The following is a 17,715-nucleotide window of genomic DNA, read 5'->3' as shown; positions in this document are numbered from 1 at the left end:
CTTTAAAGAAGCTACCTTTATAATTGCAATTCCTTAAATTGTTAATCGTCGGAGCAAATGACGGAGCAATTGAAGGAGCAATTGAGGTAGTAAAAGAAAAACTAGTAATTCTTCTTACCGCTATAGCCGATGATGAAGGCAAAAGAGTTACTGATTATAGAGAAAAGACCAAACTTGCCGAAAGTTCAATAGAAAGATATATGCTCAATTACGTTCTGCTGGTCTAATTGAATTTAGAGGAGATGCTCCTCAAACAGGGGGGTACTATCTTACAGAGGTTTTAAATGACAAACTTAAGCTTTAAGCTACCTTGATATTCAAAATATCGTGAACACAAGAACCTTTATGTTTGAAGATTTCACAGGCAAAGAAGTAGAGAAAACTGTTTTGGCCTTTTTAATGAATGCAAATACAATAAAGCTAACTATGGTTAGTGGTAAGAAAGAATGATAAATTTTTCCCCTGATGTGAAACAGGTACATTTTGACACGTTCTGCGAGCCCATTGTTGTCCAAGCCCTGCGGAAGTTGAAAAACCTTAGTGTTTTTCAACCTCCTCAAGACCGCTCATGAAAACATGGGTCATAGAAAAAATGCCCCATGCTTTTATCTTCGCCAGCGCACGGTCATTTACTTTGGATGAAATTCGAAATAAAAAAATGACATAAGAAAGTGCGCCCTAATCCGATTTTATTTTACGCTTATCTTCCCGAACACTATAAAATCGAATTAGGATCCATGCGCAAAGTTTGCAGGTAAGGATTTGTGGTTAATAGGATCTCCATTGAAATAAAGGGTTGATTATAGGCAATCGGTTAATGTTAAGAATGAAAAATAAATGTTGAAAAAATATCTAGGTTTAAATATAAATTTGAACCTTTTTAGTAATAGATATTTCGGATAATATTTGTTAGTGTAAAAATGGGAATATTGAACCTTTAAACGGATTCACTTACTGTTCTAATGACAAAGTGAAATTTCGATTAATAACAATTATTCTAGTCCTTTATATATATTAAAATCACGATTTCGTACAAAAAGAGAAGGCATAGGTTTTAATTAGTTCTATTTTAGTATTAAAAGATTTATTAACATTTTATTAGATACTTAAAAACAAAATAGTGATAGTATACAGTTATAGCCATATTGGAAAAAAAAACAATAATGAGGATGCTCTGCGATATAATAAATGGTGCCTTTTGGTATGTGATGGTGTTGGAGGGGGAGTAAAAGGGGAATTGGCAAGTAAGGAAGTTTCGAATTATATTCTTCAAAACTTTGACCATGAGCCCTTAAATGAACTGAGGTTGATAGCATTGGCCCGGAAGGCCCAAAGTCGATTGAATAACTTAGTATCCAAGGAACCTAGTTTGGAAGGTATGGCGACAACCATAGCGGCAATTTTTTTGACAAAAACAGGACTTTTTACAATGCACGCCGGTGATAGTCGAGTGTTTTTTGTAAAATCTAAAAAGAAAAAATTTTGGCAAACCTGGGATCATTCTATAGTGTCTTCCTTGGTTAAAAATGGTGAAATTACACGTGAACAAGCTAGAAAACATCCGTTAAATAATCAAATTAATAGAGCATTTATTGGGAACTCAGAAAACAGCACCATTGAACCAGAGATTCATCTTATTTCAGATATTGAGGAAGGGGATATTTGTTTTATATGCTCCGATGGGGTACTAGAGGCATTTTCTGACTATGAGCTCTTAAGTTTATTAAGCGAAGAAAAGTTGAATTTGAATCAAAAACTGGTACATATACAGCAAAGGTGCAAAAAGGAGAGCAGGGATAATCATTCGGCTATAATTGCATTATTTGAAAAAAAAGACATAAACTTTTTTTCTCATTATCCAACAAATTGGTCTTTAATAGATTATCTAGCCACAAGTTAAGTTATAAAACCATTTTTTTTTATTTTGCTTAGCAAAATAATTATTAGGTGTGGTTAACAAGGAAACAATATTAGAATTTGAAAATTTTCCTGATTTAAAATCCGAAGAAAGTATAAAAAGACAATGGGCATTAAATAAAAATGCTTTTGTGGATAATGGCGAAAAACTGGTCTTTTTTTATCTTGAAGATAACCAGTTGGAAGATAGGATTAAATTGAGGGGTTTTTTAAGTTATTACAGAAATAATGAAAGGGAGCTTAACAAACAGAAAAACTTACATAATCATGCTAGAATAGTAGTTACGGTGAGGGAGGCTTCCCTTTTTTATAACTTTTATGGATGGGAAGAGGATATTTCATTTTGTTACAATTTGGATAAAGATGCCAGTGATGTAATGAAGAAATTGGTAAATAGGTTAATGTACTATCCTTTTGATAAAAATGCTCCCATAGAGAAAATGAAAATAAAATCAAAAGGAAGTTTTGATCTGGAATTCATTTCTGATATCTGTTATTGTGTTGCTTCACAAAACTATACAGAGATACATTTGGCCAATGGGAAAAAAAGATTGGAAAGCAAAGCCATTGCGTTTATTGAAAAAAGATTGAACAATGTTTCATGTATTCAAAAAGTTGGTAGGTCATATATGATCAATAGAAATAGAATTTTAAAGGTCGATGCAGAAAAAGTATGGTTTACGGCAAACCACGGTTGTCCTTCACGTATAGTAAGTCTAGGGCCGGAGTATATAAAAAGAATCCGAAAATTTGTTTATTGGTACTAATATGAAATTTACTATAGGAAGAAATGCTGATAACAATTATATAGTTGACAATGATACTGTAAGTGGCGATCATGCTGAAATTCTTGTTTCCGATGATTTTGAAACCTTTACCCTGGTGGATCTTGAATCAACAAATGGTACCTACGTTAACGAAATAGAGATTGTATCCAAAAAGATCACGGCAAAGGATGTAATCCGGTTTGGCAGCCATAGAACAGACCAGGGGAACTTATTCGATCAGTTAACAAAATATATAAAATCCCAAAGAACGGATTTTACCCAGGAGTTTGGCCAGCTCCTTAAGATAGAAGCTGCCTATAAGAACAAACGAAGGAGCCTTAATAAAAATTATAGGCTCATTGCCATGTTGCCAAGATTGGTCATAACGGTTTTGGTGGTAGTGGTAATTTACTTTTTCCCCAATATAAAATCGGAATTGAGGTATCCACTGATGATTGGCGCAACATTTTTAGGAAGTACCATTTCAACCTTGGGCATTTCAGAAAGAAAAAAAGAAGAACTTTTGGACGAACTGAAAACCGAGTTTCAACTAAATTTTGTATGCCCTAAATGCGGTTCCGAGTTATCGGGCAAGGAAGGTATTTTTTGGAAAGAGAAAAAAGCTTGTAGAAATAAACAATGTAATGCCACTTGGCAAATTAAATCGTAATTATGAAAGATCTTATCTATGAAATAGAAGTTGATGAACCTTCTATTATTGAGGAGCTTCATGTAAGTGAAAACAATTTCATTGAATTGGACTATAGTTATTTGGACGAAGAGATTGAAGGGGAGGTACAGATGGATGCTGATGTTGAAGATTCTCTTTATGATGATGAAATAAATGATGATAATGTAGCGGGAATGGACGATAATGACGATGACACCTACGACGATGATAATGAGGACCTAGAATTTTAGATATGCAGCATACGTGTAAATCTTGTGGAACTAGAGTTAAAATACCGGAGGAATGGATCCTGATAGGACTAGATCAAAGAATAAAATGTCAGGTATGCGGTAATCGGGTCAATCTCAAAATAAAGGAATTCGTCGATAAAAAAAATGCTTCGACGGCTAAGGGTAAAACCCCAAAAGGCACCATTATTATAGCCTCCAAAAAGGAAACAAATACAAGTTACCGCCTTTCCATTACCAATGGGAATACGAATACAACTCTTGCCATATTGGACATCTATACCCACAAGACCTATATTGTGGGCAGAAGTGTACAAAAAATAAAATTGATGGATCAAAGCGCTGAGCCTATTATAATACCTACCGAATTTGATTCAGCAGTCTCTCGAGTACATTTCGAACTAAAATTCAGCGCTATTAACGGCAGGTCAAAAATTGTGATCAAAGATTTAAACAGCCTGCATAAAACCCATTTGTTGAGGGATGGAAAACCTCAGACCTTGGGGGCTCAGGAACAGGTTTTTATTGATATATCGGATATCGTAAAAATAGGGCAGAATACTTTAATAGGTTTTTCGAAGAGTGACTTTTAGTCTTTGATATATCAAAAAGCCCATTTCGTGTAAAATTTGAATGGGTATAGCATTGGTGTTACTAATTTTAAATCAAAATAAGTCAATGAGTAGAGAAAATATAAAATTAAAGGTGAACCCCAACCAACGGAAAAAACTCACTTTTAGAGTTACACCTGAAGGAGCCCAGTTATTGAAAAATGGTAAAATGCCTTTGATAGTCTTGGCAGGATTGTTAGGGGGAATAGGAGGTGTCAAGGGGGTTGAGTATGCAAACGCCAGATATGCGGAAAGGGATGATTCTCCCGAAAGTGACGATATTGAGGATGCCGTTATTGAAGTAGATTCCAATGACCTATGCGAATATGAAGTGCCCACCTCTGTTGAGTTTTCGGAAAGTGTAACGGATGAAATGTCCTTTAACCAAGCTTTTCAAACGGCAAGGGAAGAATTGGGACAAGGAGGTTTTTTTACTTGGAGGGGGCAACATTACAATACCTATAATAAAGAGGAATGGGATTCCTTTTCTGAGGATGATAAAAAGGAATTTTTCAAAATGTTCCAGGAGAATACCGACTTTGAAAACGGAAATGACAACTCCAATGAAGAGACCGTAGTTCCAGATCACGGTGGGAGCGAACCGGAACCCAATAGGAACCAGGAAAAAGAACAGGAAGGCGATGACGGAAATAAAAGTCTTGAAAATGAAGAAGTAAGCCTGGAAGAAATTGGTTCGGATGAAGAAATTATAGAGGGTTTAAATGACGGGGAAGCATACACGGAAGAAGATAATTATGGAGAAGATATTACATAGAACAATGGATTGGAAAAGATTGTTCTTCATCTTTTTATGCGGGTTGGTGGCCTGTATTTCATGTACATCCACAAAGAAATTGGACGTTGGGGAAGAATTTAGAATTGTATTGGAGGGTGAGGGTGATGGAGGCTTTTCTTGGCGATATGTAGAAAACCCGGAAATTGTATTGACCGAAACTTTTAAAATAGACAAGGAAAAGGAAAATGGCCTTTCTGAATATTCCAAAGTTTTTGTGTTTAAAAGTATTAAATCGGGTTCATATAATTTACAGTTTAAAAAAATAAGAAGTTTTGATCCCGATTTAATTTTAGAGGGTCACTTAAAAGAAATAACAGTCAACATTAAGAAATAGATAAAATGAAAAAAGTAATTATTGGTTTACTTAGTTTAATGTTCTTTCAAATTGTAGTATCCCAAAACAAAGGTACTGGCTTAATTCCCTTGACCCCTGAGGAAATGTTAAAAATCCAGGAGGTGCACAGTGAATTTATTGGAGCAGGGGATTTGTTGTACGACAAATTATCAAGTTCCTACGGGGATGAGAATCAAGAACGTTTTGACTTGCGGTCGGTGAACGGAATATCCGAAGTTAAGGATCAATTCGAATGTGGGTCTTGCTGGGCTTTTTCCACCTTGGCAGCAATGGAATCGAGCAACCTGCTAATTAATCAAAAACAAATAGATCTAAGTGAACAGCAATTGGTCAATTGCATAGGACAAAGCAAAGGTTGTAATGGTGGTTACCCTGAAATGGCATTACAAGAGCTACTAAAAAGTGATAAAGGAGTAGTAAGTGAAAAGGAAATACCTTACCAAAATAAAAAAGGGTATTGTGCAATTGCCCAAAATTCACCTGTAAAAGTTTCCAATTGGGGACAATTGGATGATAATGCTTCCATAACTGAAATTAAGAGGGCTATTGTAAAACACGGGGCTGTCATAGCAGCTTTAAACGCCGGTAGTACCGCTTTTCAGTCCTACAATAGTAAATCTGGAATATTACAGGATAAAAATACAGGAAAGGTGAGTCATGCCGTGGTCCTGGCGGGCTGGGACGATGCCAAACAAGCTTGGCTCATAAAAAACTCTTGGGGAATAAAATGGGGGCATGAGGGCTATGGCTGGGTAAAATATGGTAAACAGGACCTTAAACGATTTTCATGGGTAGATGTTACACGGTTGGATGAAAGTTATCAGTTGCCAAAATTTACGGAAGCTGATAAGTATACTTTAAACATATCAAGTGTTTTGGGATCAATCCAAGATTATCAAATCCTTGGCTTATTTATAGATAGCGGTAAAAAGGTTTATAAATACGGTATGAATAAAAAAAATGTCAAATATAATAATAAGGTAAGATTAACCCCTGGAGCGCACAAAATTACGGTTGTTACATATTCGAAAGTTTCCAAGGATGGTAAAAAATCTACGATTTTGGGGGAAAGTATGGCCAAAACAATTGTGATGAACGCAGATAAATCGTTTAAATTATCGTACAAGAAACGTATAAAAAATCCAAATGTCTTTTCGTTAGAATTGGAGGAGGAAAAAGTAGAGCGGTAAGTGATTCTTTTAAGACGCCATTGGATTAGCGCAACGTTTCCTTTCCAATCAAGTATAACCAACTAATAACCAGTTAAGTGACCAGACAAGAGTTCCATATTAGATATAAATATAATAACAAGGACCATAAAATTGGTGGTGGCGCTTTTGGTACGGTGTATAAAGCGTATGATTGCACTTTGGACAGGGAGGTGGCTATAAAGGTACAGGAGATACAGGAAATTGAGGGCAAAGAGTTCTCCCTACAGATGGAGTACGATTCCATAAAGGCATTGGAAGATCATCCAAATATTGCCAATTATGAAAGTGTATATAGGTATGCGGACGGTCCGGGCCTTTATGATTATGCCATTATGCAGTTTTATCCCTTGGGGAACCTTTCAACTTATTTAAAAAACAATAAGATAGATAAGGGGGAAAGGAATAAAATTTTGGTTCAGATTTTACAAGGGATAGCTTACCTACATCACAATAGGGTGGTACATAGGGATATTAAACCAGGAAATATCCTGGTTGTGAACCGGCCTGAGGTAGGAATAATTCCCAAAATAACTGATTTTGGGCTGAGTAAGCTAGCGGATATCCAGGACGATTATTCACAATTTCAGAACAGTTTTGCAGGGGGTACTGTGGAGTATAGCTCCCCTGAGCAACTTAAGGGACTCCCCCTAAAATTCAATACGGATTTATGGAGTTTTGGCATTATCATATTTGAGGTTTTTACCGGACGCACACTTTTTGAGGTAGACGGATTTGGTGCCAGGAGTGCCGGGAAGCAAGGTGCAATTATGCAACAAATATTTAAGAAAGATTTACTTGAAGATTTGAAATTGCTTCCGGAAGATTGGCAACCCATTGCCAGGCTTTGCTTGGAAAGGGATCCGGAAAAAAGACCTTCTACCGGTAGGGAACTGTTGAAAAAATTACCGAAAAAATTCTTTTCCTTAGAGCGAGATTCCTTTCTAAGGGCAGAAAGCGCATTGAAATCCACTAGGAAGGAATTACATAGCCCTATGGACAATGGTGATGAGCGTACCACAATTTTAAAAAATGAGGTAGCGGATGATGACATGCCAACGGTCGTTAACCTTAAAAATCAGGAAGTCCCTGAGGGGCCCATACAGGAAAGCCCCAAACCCGTTGGGAACACCGGAAACAAGACCAAGAAACCGATGGTCTTGGCAGCTATTGTTTTGGTTTGTATCGGTTTATCGGCCTTCCTGATTTCACGGTTTTTGGGAGGAAGTACGGAACCTGAATTTTCCGCGATGGTGCAATTGAACGGCAAAACAGGATATATTGATTCCCAAGGCAATTCAATAATTGAGCCAACTTATAATGGGGGATTAAACTTCAGGGAAGGTGTTGCCCCTATTGCTACCGAAGAAGGGTGGAATTTTATTGACATTGACGGAAATATTGCGGTGAAGGGCGATTTTGATCTGGCTACTCCCTTTTCCGATGGGTTGGCACTTGTGAAAAATAACGAAGGGTGGTTTTTTATTGATAAGAATGGAAATAACGCCTTTGATCAATTTTATCAAGCTGCCAAGCTTTTTGGTGATGGACTTGCTCCCATAAGAATAAGTGAAGGTTGGGGTTTTATGGGCCAAGATGGAAAGAGGGCATTTTCTGGTATATATGACAATGTACATTCTTTTTCCAATGGTTTGGCAGGAGTAAATAAACAGGGAAAATGGGGCTTTATCGATTTAACTGGAGAACAAGTAATTAATTTTAATTACTTAGGGGTAGAAAATTATTCTGAAGGATTAATGGGGGTATTAATAGGCGAGAAAAAATGGCAATTTATTGACAAATTTGAAAACCTAGCTTTTAATGATACTTTCGAACAAGTGGGAATTTTTTCGGAGGGTATGGCAGCGGTAAAAAAAGGAAATAAATGGGGGTTTGTTGACAAAAAAGGAAAGCTAATAATTGACTTTATGTATGAAAATACTGGGAAATTTGTTAATGGGATTGCACCGGTAAAATTAAATTCCAAATGGACTTATATAGACAAAAATAACAAACAAATAATAGAGCAAAACTATGACCGTGTAGAGGATTTTGAACTCGTAAATTGAATTGGATAAATTATTGCAACATAAATTAAAATACCAAATGAAAATGAAATTACAAATTTTAAAAATGCAGCATACCGTACTTTTACTTATTTTAATATTGTGTATTTCCCCTGGGATATCCCAAAATTTAAAAAATAAGAAAACAACCATTGGTCTTACCACTTTTGAGGCATTGGACGAAAAAAATTATAGGGAGGCAGAACTGCTTACAGAAACGGTAAAGGAACTTTTTGTAGAATCTAAAAGATATATTCCCCTAGACAGGACCACCTATGCCGAAACGGCCAAGTATAAGGAAATAGAGGTTCAAAAGAATGTTAGTTTTATCAATGGAGTAGTGGCCAAACAAGGACTACAAAAGGGAGCAAAGTATTTAATTGGCGGTAAATTAACGGCTGTTGAATATGCGGACATGAAAAACGGTATTGATTGTAAGCTTAGTTTTAGCATCAATATCTCCAGTGTTGAGACAGGTGAGTTAATGGCTTCAGAAACATTTACCCCGGGGCCAATAGCCATTTCAGCGGATGGCATAGACGAAATTAGCGCTATGTCGACCCAAATAAACCTCTTAAGAAATAAAATAGGGAATTTCATTATTGCCAACACCCCATTTTCCGTAGAGATAATTCAATTGGAAAAAACCAAAAAAGGGGCCAATATTCTTATCAATGTAGGAGTTGATGAAGGTGTTGAAAAAGGAAACAGGTTTGCTATTTATAAGGTTTCCAGTATTGCAGGGCTTACCCGTAAACAAGAAATCATTAAGTTTTCCATAGACGAAGTCCAAGGGGGTATTTCAGTTGGTGGTATCAAAAAGAATATGGTAGACGAGTTGGATCAATTGATCAATGATCCAAATGTGGAGCTTAGTTGTGAAGAAATAGAATGTAAAATATGTTTTAATAATTTTAAAATATAATGAGGATCAAATTTACCATTATAGTATTATTGGTTGTTCTTGTAGTACGGGCGCAAGAACCCAATGAGCGATTGGTGCTACCAAGTATAATGATTGCTCCAGGAGAGAAGGCCTATAAGAATATTATCGATAACAAAATACCCTTTAATTTAAAGGCGGGAATGGCTACTGTAAATGATGCTTTTAAAAACTTCGGTTTTGATACTAAAGACTTTGAAGCGGCATTCAACAAACTCATGAGAGACGGTAAGTTGGATGAATGTAGTCAATGCGACCGAACAGAAATGTTATTTGAAGATGCGGTGGCCGATGTTTTGGTAGAATTGGAGCTAGAGTACGTAGAAACCCCAGGAGGTAATAAAGTGTCAGTAATCGTAGAAGCATTCCATTTTTCATCATCTTTATTTTGGGCAAGTGAGGTTTGTGAATCAAATCCCTATTATACCACAGATGTTACCGCCTTGACAAAGTCTGCCATTAATCAAATTGCTTATGAAGATAAGGAGGGTAATGATATGTCGTATATAGAAAATTTTATGCAGGAAATAGTTAATTCTTTGGAAAAATGTAGAGAAGATGGTGCTATTGCAGACATTAGATTTACTGTAAATGAAGATTCGGATTGTAATATGGATTGCAAACTGCCGCAGGCGGATAACACTAGGTTAAAGTACGTCTTGGAAGATTGGGTAGAGGAAACTTCCAAAAATGGATACTATAAATTAAAGAGCGATAGTGAAAACCAGCTAATTGTGGAAGTTTACAAGTATGAATGCAATTCTAGACCAAGTAAGGTTGCAAGACAACTTTCTAGATTTTTGGATGAATTGGAATTGGAATTTAAGATGAAGACAAGTAGGAATAGCATTTATGTGGAACTGTATTAAATAAATGGATATGAAGAAATTTATAGTTTTGGCTTTATTGTTTTTGGGGCCAACAATATATTCCCAAAACGATGATTTAGGCCAAATTAAACTGGCTGTAGTAACCCCTGATTTTCTACTGGAAGATTTAACCTTAAGCCATGTTTCCAAAATTCAGACCAAGATTCAAAGTATGGTCTCCAATTCTGGGATGTCCGGGACCGACTATATCAACGACTTTGTAATTTATCCCAAGTTTGAAATTTATGCCCAGGACATCATTCCCGGAACGTACGGGGATATCCATTCCATAGAGGCAGAACTGACCCTTTTGGTGGTCGATGCAAAAACAAAGAGCTTACTGGCGGCGGCTTTTCCTTTAAAACTTAAGGGAGAATCCAGAAGAAGCAGGGATGATGCCATTACAAAAAGTATAGGCCGAATAAAGACCAGGGGACAGGATATTGAAAAATTTATGGGGGTTATAAAACAAAAAATTATGGATTACTACCAGTCCAATTGCAATAGAATATATAATGAAGCCGATGCTATGCTGAACCATGGATTGGTTGCAGATGCCATTAATCTGTTATTGACCGTCCCCAATAGCCTATCCGGCGATTGCTATGCTAAGATCCAGTCCAAGCTGGTGGAAGCCTATGTAGTTTACAGCGACCTTAAGTGTAAAACATTGATCACGGAGGCCAAGACTGCCATTAATAAAAGTGAGTTGGATTATGCCCGAGGGCTACTGGAGCAAATTAGTAAAAATTCTAGCTGCTATTCCGAAGCGCAAAGCCTAATGAAAGGAATTGAAACGAATAAAAACAGTGAAAATTCTGAGAAGAACCAAGATGCCGAAGTTAAATTAGAGAAACGAAAAGAAACGGTACTTAAAAAGGCACAAAGGGAGGTGGCCCAAAAAGACGATAAGGAACAGCTTTGTGATCTGGGTATTGGAGTAGATTGTAATTGATAGGTTATCTCAATTTTAAAAAAAAGAACCTTTTTGGTTCTTTTTTTTGACACCAAAAGTTAGGTTTTATAAACTAATTAAAGTCAGTAAAGCGCAGTGTGAAGTCTCCCGCCTTCGCACTACCTGTCCGCCAGACAGGCCCATCGGTAGCTTAGGACTTTGTAAATAAATAAACTAGAGTGCTTATATAGGCTAGTATTAGCAAAATTAGCGTAAAAAACAGTAGTTGAAATTTGATTTTTTTCGATTGGATTTCTTCTTGGGAAAGTAGTTTGGAAAAATTGGAAAAATCCTTTAAATGGTTACCTCTGTACCAATATACATGATATCCTTTTTTATGCAATATTCTTTTCATGGTATACACTAAAATGACTATAAGTGCACCAACGATAATTAAAAGTTCAATAGGAAGGTTCTTCATGCTTCTGTATTACAATAAGGGTTTGTGAATGTTTATATATACTAAAATAACCATTTCAAATATAATTAAAAAGCTAATTGATTGTGTGGATTTAGTTTTAATGAATAATCAATTAAATAAAACTTAAAAATGATGAGAACAGTATTGATCACCATGGTGATAACAATGATTGCCATGAACAGTATTTGGGCAAGAAAAGGTGTTTTTGGGAAAATGGAATCCATTGAGGAAATTCAGGAATTGGATGTGTCTGGCCCAAAGGGAGAAGACCTTTATTTGGCTTACAGAACTTCTAGAAGGTTTTTTATAGCAGGTCTTTATTTTAAAGATCATGGTTATGTTCTTGGTATAAGGGGCCAGTATAATTCATATTATCCACTGGATACCACACGTATTGCGCAACTTCAAGAAGCAGGGCAATTGCCAAATCCAATGCCGGCGTATGATATTCCTTGGAAGGAATATGCTTTTGGCTATTCGGGATGGTTAATTTTACCGTTACTTTTTTGGAGATTGTTGCTCTTTTTTAAAAACTTGGGGGACGATACTACGGACAGGAAAAACCTAAATGATATTCCGGAATGGAATTATAATATGGGACTAAAGAACTATAACCCTAAAAAAGGACGGCCAGATTATAAAAGTGCCTTTAAATTATTTAAAAAGGCTGCCGAGCAAGGTCATATAGAAGCATTATATAATACCGGGATAATGTTGTGCAAAGGTCAGGGAATAGAACAAGATCTGGCTCTTGGTTATAAATATCTTACCATGGCGGAACAAAAAGGCCATAGGGAATCGGCTATTGTAATAAAAAAACTTCAGGAATTAAATTAAAATAGAACTAGTGAAAATAGAATTAAAACACATAATCGCACATTACGAAGCATTTATTCCTCTGTTGGATCTTATAAAACAAAATAATGGAACGGCAATGCTCATAGGTGGAGCTGTAATAGATGGTATTAATAAAATTGAAATTAAGGATGTAGATATTGAGGTTTACGGCCTGCAGTACGAAGAAATCCACAAGCTGCTGGCACAGCTAAATTTATCTTCAAATATAGTTGGTAAGGCTTTTGGCGTTTTAAAAACAGTGATTCAAGATATAGAAATAGATTTGTCCGTGCCCAGACGTGAAAATAAGGTAGGTATAGGGCATAAGGGTTTTGAGGTAGAATTGGATATGGCTATGACCCCACTAGAAGCAGGTAGACGTAGGGATCTCACTATAAATAGTATGTACTTAAACATGCATAATGGAGAATTGGTAGACCCATTTAATGGCTTGGATGACCTGCAGAACGGTATACTTAGGGCAACAGATTATAATACGTTTGTAGAAGATCCATTGCGCGTTTTGCGAATAATGCAATTATTACCCAGAAAAGGCACTAGCGTTGAAAAGGAGACCATTGCGTTGTGCCAGAAAATGACTGATGAATTTTATGAACTTCCTGCAGAACGCGTATTTTCGGAGTGGGAAAAATTATTGTTGAAAGCGGATAAACCTTCAATGGGATTGCAATTTTTGAGAGATTGTGGTTGGTTAAAACACTTTCCGGAGCTCAATGATTTAATAGGATGCCCTCAAAATCCAATTTGGCACCCGGAGGGAGATGTATGGGTACATACTTGTATGGTAATTGACCAAGCAGCTAAACTAAGGGACCAATTGCCCAATAGTGATTGGCGTCTCGCTTTTATGTTCGGGGCATTATTGCACGATGTGGGAAAACCATCTACAACTACTCCAGATTTAAGGGCATACGGGCACGATGCTGCAGGAGTTCCAATTGCTGAGGCTTTTATGAAGCGCATGACCAATAATAAAAGTTTAATAAAAAAAGTAATCACTATTGTTGGGCTTCATATGAGGCCGGGGCAATTATTCAATTCAGGTGCTAAAGAACCAGCTTGGAAAAGATTACATAACAAATGTAGACTTGATGTTTTGGGGTGGCAGAGTAAGGCAGATTCTGCCGGAAGAACAGGTAGGAACGTATTAAGTGATAAGCATGAAACTTCTGAGATGTGTTTCCAATTGTTTCAGAAATTTGGTGAAGAGGAAATCGCACCTTTGGTCCAAGGAAAAGATTTGATCGTGCTTGGGTTAAGACCATCCAAAGAATTTGGAATAATTTTAGCGAAAAGCTATGAACTACAACTGGAGGGGGAGAAAAAAGAAGCAATACTCTTAAAAATAAAGAATAACACTATTTAGATTGCCATATATATTCTATAAGAAGCGCAAAAGGGTGCTTTTTTACAGTAGAACAATAGCCCAACCTTAATCGAATACCTTAAAACCTGAATTCGACGTAAGAAAGTAATGTTTTCACAATAGAAATAGCGGAAAATTAAGTATATTTAAGTATCTGAAATTCAAATATTTAACCAACTTTCCGCTTATGATTTCCAAGTATAAAATTACTGAAATTTTCTGTTCCATAGATGAATTTTGCAAAGTTTTTGAGCCCGCCTTCCAGAAGAAGCTCATTTCCGATGGGAAAAAGCAAAGGAACAGTGCTTTTAAGATGTCACAGAGCGAAATCCTGACCATTACCGTGCTTTTCCATATGAGCGGTTACCGGACCTTCAAACATTTTTATCTTCACTTTGTCAAGGAGCATCTAAGGAGCGAGTTCCCTGTTACGGTCTCCTATAACCGGTTCACCGAACTGATGCAGTCCAACATGTTGCCCTTGGTGCTCTATATGAAGACATGTTGCCTTGGCAAGTGCACGGGGATATCCTTTGTGGACTCCACGCCACTTCGGGTATGCAAGAACAAACGCATCAATGCCAACAAAGTGTTCAAGGGTATCGCCAATGTGGGCAGATCGACAATGGGATGGTTCTACGGCTTTAAACTGCACATCGTGATCAACGATAAGGGGGAACTGCTGGACTTTGTGATTACCCAGGCAAACGAGGACGATAGGGCACCGCTGAAGGAGGGCAAGGTGCTCAAAAAAATCTTCGGCAGTTTATATGCCGACAAGGGGTATATCTCGAAGGACCTCCTGGAAATGCTCTTCGACCAAGGCCTGCACCTGGTCACCGGCATCAGGAACAATATGAAAAACATGCTGATGGACATGAGGGACAAGATCCTCCTGCGAAAAAGGTCTGTCATTGAAACGATAAACGACCAGCTAAAGAATATATGCCAGGCTGAACATTCACGCCACCCCAGCTTTGGAAACTTCTTGACCAACTTGGTGGCCAGCCTTATCGCCTACTCCTTTCAAGAAAAGAAGCCAGGAATCAAATTTGAAACAGAAAATACATCACAACTGACCTTATTTTATTAAAAACTTAGACCGAACTCAGGTTTAAAGAAAGAGTCCACATTTATGGGCTCTTTTTTGTTTCCTATACTAAATACTTGGTTTTATACAACAAAAAAGTATGGAGGCGCCAACTGAAAATATATTTGAGCCATCAAATAATATTAACAACATTCCAAAACTTGAAACCATGAAAAATTTTAAAAACCCATTGGCCCTTTTATTAGTATTTACGATCCTATTCGTTAGCTGTGATAACAAGAAGCAGAAAGAATTGGCCAGGCAAAAGAATTATGAAATAGGAATATTGCAATCCAAACTTATGGATTACCAATCTTATCGCAATTTATTGGATTCGGAGTTGATCAATCAACAGGCAAAATTAACAGACCATAGTCGCTCTAAATTTCAATTGGAATCCAAGTTAGCGGATTACGAAAATAGGGTTATGGCCTACCTAATGGATCATAAAATGGCGGTGGCCTGTATAGTTGGGGGTTTGGGAGGTGCCACTGTTTCTTTTGATACCACCAATGAGTTCTCCAGGGAGGTGAAGAATGTAGCAGGTGCGGTAACGGCGATCAGTGCCATTTACGCCATCTTAAACTACTCCGAGGTTTCAGAGGTAGCCGACGTTTTGGTTCAGGCAGATAGCCATGTAAAAAACATAAAGAAGGAGATTGGAAAAGTAGATGCGTTAATTAAGAACACCAAGTATGCTCTTGGCGACAAAGAGAGGAAGTTGATTGCTTTGAAGAAGAACATGGTTGCTACAAGAACCAGAATAGAGCAATTAAATATTTAAGATTCAATTCCTTGTTTTCCATTAAAACCCAAACCTGTATTTAAATGAAATCAATTATTCTATATTCAGATTCTTCCACAACTACTTCGGTCCAATTTTTTGAATCGGGCCAAGTTTTAATTTGCAATGAGGAACTGGCGGGAACATATCTTCTTAGGGTGCCTAAGGAGGAAAAGCAAGATTTTTTTTTTATTTTGTTTGAGGCATGGATCAATAATAAAAAAACCTACTTTCTTGGTTTTATAACTAGAAGATTTGGACTAAAGTTTCCTGAAAATCTAACAGATGATAAAATCAATGATAATATGATTCTTTGTTTAAAGAAATTGTTTTTAAACCGATTGGAAGACCCCTTTGAGGAAATTAAATCCTTTCTATTTAAAAAAGAAATTAAGTTTGGTTCAGAATATTGGACATCTCGCTGAGTAAACGGATTTTTTGGACACTAGATGTCTTAACATGAAATAATTAAAATAATGGTGCATGGTCTTTGTTGAACTAAATGTAAAAACTAATAAAGTAATCTTTACGGTTACACATGGTGAATATGAAGCCATCCTATTGCTTGGTAAATGTATTATTTATAAAAGTTAATTATGACAAATAAAGAAAGAGCCTTATTGGTTGCGGACAAAGCACACGCTAGCCAAACGTATGACATTTATCCCTATGGTTACCACATTAGGCAAGTGGTGAAAATAGCGGAAGAACTTGGATATGATGAAAGTATTATAGTAGCTTCTGCCTTGCACGATACTTTAGAAGATACTGAACTTTCATACAATGACTTGAAAAAGGCCTTTGGCGAAGAAGTTGCCGAAATAGTTTTTTGTGTTACTGACGAACTTGGGAGAAATAGAGAAGAAAGAAAAGCCAAGACTTACCCTAAAATACAAGGCAACTGGAAAGCAACCGTTGTAAAAATTTGTGATAGGATTGCCAATATGCAACAAAGCAAGGAATACAATAAAAGGCTTTTTGAAATGTACCAAAAAGAACACGAAGTTTTTTGCAGAAGTCTGATGAGCAAGGATCACCCAGAATCTGAGACTAAGAAAGCGTGGCTAAGACTTAATAAGTTGGCACTTGAAAATGTTTGTTAACGCAGCGCTAAGTGCGGGATCTGAGAAACCCTGGTGCAACTAATTGGAGGAGATGTAATCCAAACTTGGTTTAATACATAAAAGGGGCGAATATAATTGTGAAACTAGTACTCAACCTATAACAAAGAATAAAATGAAAAAATTATTTCTTGATGATGTAAGAACTTTATCGATGGTTTACCCAAATGACTTAGAATCTGATTGGGACATTGTTCGGAACTACCAAGATTTTGTGACCTATATTACAAGAAACGGACTACCCCCTTTCATTAGTTTTGATAATGATTTAGGGCTGGACCAAGAAGGTCAAGTAGCTCCTGATGGTTATGCCGCTTCAAAATGGTTGGTTTATGAATCTGGATTGGATTTAAGGGGATTAAGGTATCACGTGCACTCTGCAAATCCGGTGGCTGCCGAGCAAATTAGGGGATTATTGGATAATTATTTGAAATATCTGAAGGGTCAATAGGGAAGGATACAATTAGAACGGCAGAAAGGTTGGGCAATGATTTTCAAGATACTTTTTGGTCGTTCCCCTTTCTTGGATTAAAGGAAGTTCATAATGTTCGCCACCTTGGTCAAATGGGCGTTGATACCATTTTGAAATCCATTTAATATATCAAAATCCCTATTCCATACACTAAATACTTTTTCTCCTGACCATTGGAAATACATTTGGTTTAAATCT

The 17,715-nt window shown here is 36.8% G+C and carries 20 protein-coding genes; all 20 read left to right on the top strand.

What is annotated here, in order from left to right:
• Positions 1-38 precede the first annotated feature (38 nt).
• The 20 genes from MWU84_RS06980 (at position 39) to MWU84_RS06885 (ending at position 17,496) form a co-directional block, all read left to right on the top strand.
• A complete protein-coding gene (locus MWU84_RS06980; protein WP_246899908.1) occupies positions 39-227 on the top strand; it encodes a hypothetical protein in 189 nt (62 codons plus the stop codon).
• 893 nt (positions 228-1,120) lie between these two features.
• The gene (locus MWU84_RS06975) at positions 1,121-1,900 is read left to right on the top strand and encodes a protein phosphatase 2C domain-containing protein (RefSeq protein WP_246899906.1); all 780 of its coding nucleotides are present in this window, start codon (positions 1,121-1,123) and stop codon (positions 1,898-1,900) included.
• A gap of 49 nt (positions 1,901-1,949) precedes the next feature.
• Positions 1,950-2,684 carry a LytTR family transcriptional regulator DNA-binding domain-containing protein gene (locus MWU84_RS24415; protein ID WP_246899904.1) on the top strand — a complete coding sequence of 245 codons (735 nt, stop codon included), beginning with the start codon at positions 1,950-1,952 and terminating at the stop codon, positions 2,682-2,684.
• Between the two features lies 1 nt (position 2,685).
• Positions 2,686-3,354 (top strand): FHA domain-containing protein, encoded by a 669-nt coding sequence (locus MWU84_RS06965; RefSeq protein ID WP_246899901.1) that lies wholly within the window; start codon positions 2,686-2,688, stop codon positions 3,352-3,354.
• Between the two features lie 2 nt (positions 3,355-3,356).
• Entirely contained in the window at positions 3,357-3,605 is a 249-nt protein-coding gene (locus MWU84_RS06960; protein WP_246899899.1) for a hypothetical protein, read from the top strand.
• Between the two features lie 2 nt (positions 3,606-3,607).
• Positions 3,608-4,195 carry an FHA domain-containing protein gene (locus tag MWU84_RS06955; RefSeq protein ID WP_246899896.1) on the top strand — a complete coding sequence of 196 codons (588 nt, stop codon included), beginning with the start codon at positions 3,608-3,610 and terminating at the stop codon, positions 4,193-4,195.
• Between the two features lie 85 nt (positions 4,196-4,280).
• Positions 4,281-4,988: a hypothetical protein gene (locus MWU84_RS06950; protein WP_246899894.1), complete on the top strand. Its 708-nt coding sequence runs from the start codon at positions 4,281-4,283 to the stop codon at positions 4,986-4,988.
• Positions 4,969-5,343: a protease inhibitor I42 family protein gene (locus MWU84_RS06945; protein ID WP_246899892.1), complete on the top strand. Its 375-nt coding sequence runs from the start codon at positions 4,969-4,971 to the stop codon at positions 5,341-5,343. Before MWU84_RS06950 ends, MWU84_RS06945 begins: the two co-directional genes overlap by 20 nt.
• 5 nt (positions 5,344-5,348) lie before the next feature.
• Positions 5,349-6,554, top strand: a complete 1,206-nt coding sequence (locus MWU84_RS06940; protein WP_246899889.1) for a C1 family peptidase — start codon at positions 5,349-5,351, stop codon at positions 6,552-6,554.
• Between the two features lie 77 nt (positions 6,555-6,631).
• Complete coding sequence (locus MWU84_RS24410) at positions 6,632-8,641, top strand: WG repeat-containing protein (protein ID WP_246899887.1); 2,010 nt, start codon at positions 6,632-6,634, stop codon at positions 8,639-8,641.
• A gap of 43 nt (positions 8,642-8,684) precedes the next feature.
• Positions 8,685-9,563, top strand: coding sequence for a hypothetical protein (locus MWU84_RS06930; protein ID WP_246899886.1), 879 nt, complete (start codon positions 8,685-8,687; stop codon positions 9,561-9,563).
• Entirely contained in the window at positions 9,563-10,450 is an 888-nt protein-coding gene (locus MWU84_RS06925; RefSeq protein ID WP_246899884.1) for a DUF6175 family protein, read from the top strand. Before MWU84_RS06930 ends, MWU84_RS06925 begins: the two co-directional genes overlap by 1 nt.
• A 10-nt stretch (positions 10,451-10,460) precedes the next feature.
• Positions 10,461-11,405 carry a hypothetical protein gene (locus MWU84_RS06920; protein ID WP_246899882.1) on the top strand — a complete coding sequence of 315 codons (945 nt, stop codon included), beginning with the start codon at positions 10,461-10,463 and terminating at the stop codon, positions 11,403-11,405.
• A gap of 550 nt (positions 11,406-11,955) precedes the next feature.
• Positions 11,956-12,663 carry a hypothetical protein gene (locus MWU84_RS06915; protein WP_246899880.1) on the top strand — a complete coding sequence of 236 codons (708 nt, stop codon included), beginning with the start codon at positions 11,956-11,958 and terminating at the stop codon, positions 12,661-12,663.
• Between the two features lie 10 nt (positions 12,664-12,673).
• Positions 12,674-14,050, top strand: coding sequence for an HD domain-containing protein (locus MWU84_RS06910; RefSeq protein WP_246899877.1), 1,377 nt, complete (start codon positions 12,674-12,676; stop codon positions 14,048-14,050).
• Positions 14,051-14,237: 187 nt separating this feature from the next.
• Entirely contained in the window at positions 14,238-15,143 is a 906-nt protein-coding gene (locus MWU84_RS06905; protein WP_246899874.1) for an IS982 family transposase, read from the top strand.
• Between the two features lie 166 nt (positions 15,144-15,309).
• The gene (locus MWU84_RS06900; RefSeq protein ID WP_246899872.1) at positions 15,310-15,924 is read left to right on the top strand and encodes a hypothetical protein; all 615 of its coding nucleotides are present in this window, start codon (positions 15,310-15,312) and stop codon (positions 15,922-15,924) included.
• 44 nt (positions 15,925-15,968) lie between these two features.
• Entirely contained in the window at positions 15,969-16,349 is a 381-nt protein-coding gene (locus MWU84_RS06895; protein ID WP_246899870.1) for a hypothetical protein, read from the top strand.
• A 171-nt stretch (positions 16,350-16,520) separates the two neighbouring features.
• Positions 16,521-17,027 (top strand): HD domain-containing protein, encoded by a 507-nt coding sequence (locus MWU84_RS06890; RefSeq protein WP_246899868.1) that lies wholly within the window; start codon positions 16,521-16,523, stop codon positions 17,025-17,027.
• A 133-nt stretch (positions 17,028-17,160) separates the two neighbouring features.
• Positions 17,161-17,496: a cyclic-phosphate processing receiver domain-containing protein gene (locus MWU84_RS06885; protein WP_246899866.1), complete on the top strand. Its 336-nt coding sequence runs from the start codon at positions 17,161-17,163 to the stop codon at positions 17,494-17,496.
• Positions 17,497-17,715 lie beyond the last annotated feature (219 nt).

Origin of the sequence: Arenibacter sp. F20364, from assembly GCF_023015905.1 — a bacterium.
Classification (GTDB): domain Bacteria; phylum Bacteroidota; class Bacteroidia; order Flavobacteriales; family Flavobacteriaceae; genus Arenibacter.
Note: the sequence above shows the minus strand (reverse complement) of the source record. Positions and strands in the feature narration are given on the sequence as shown.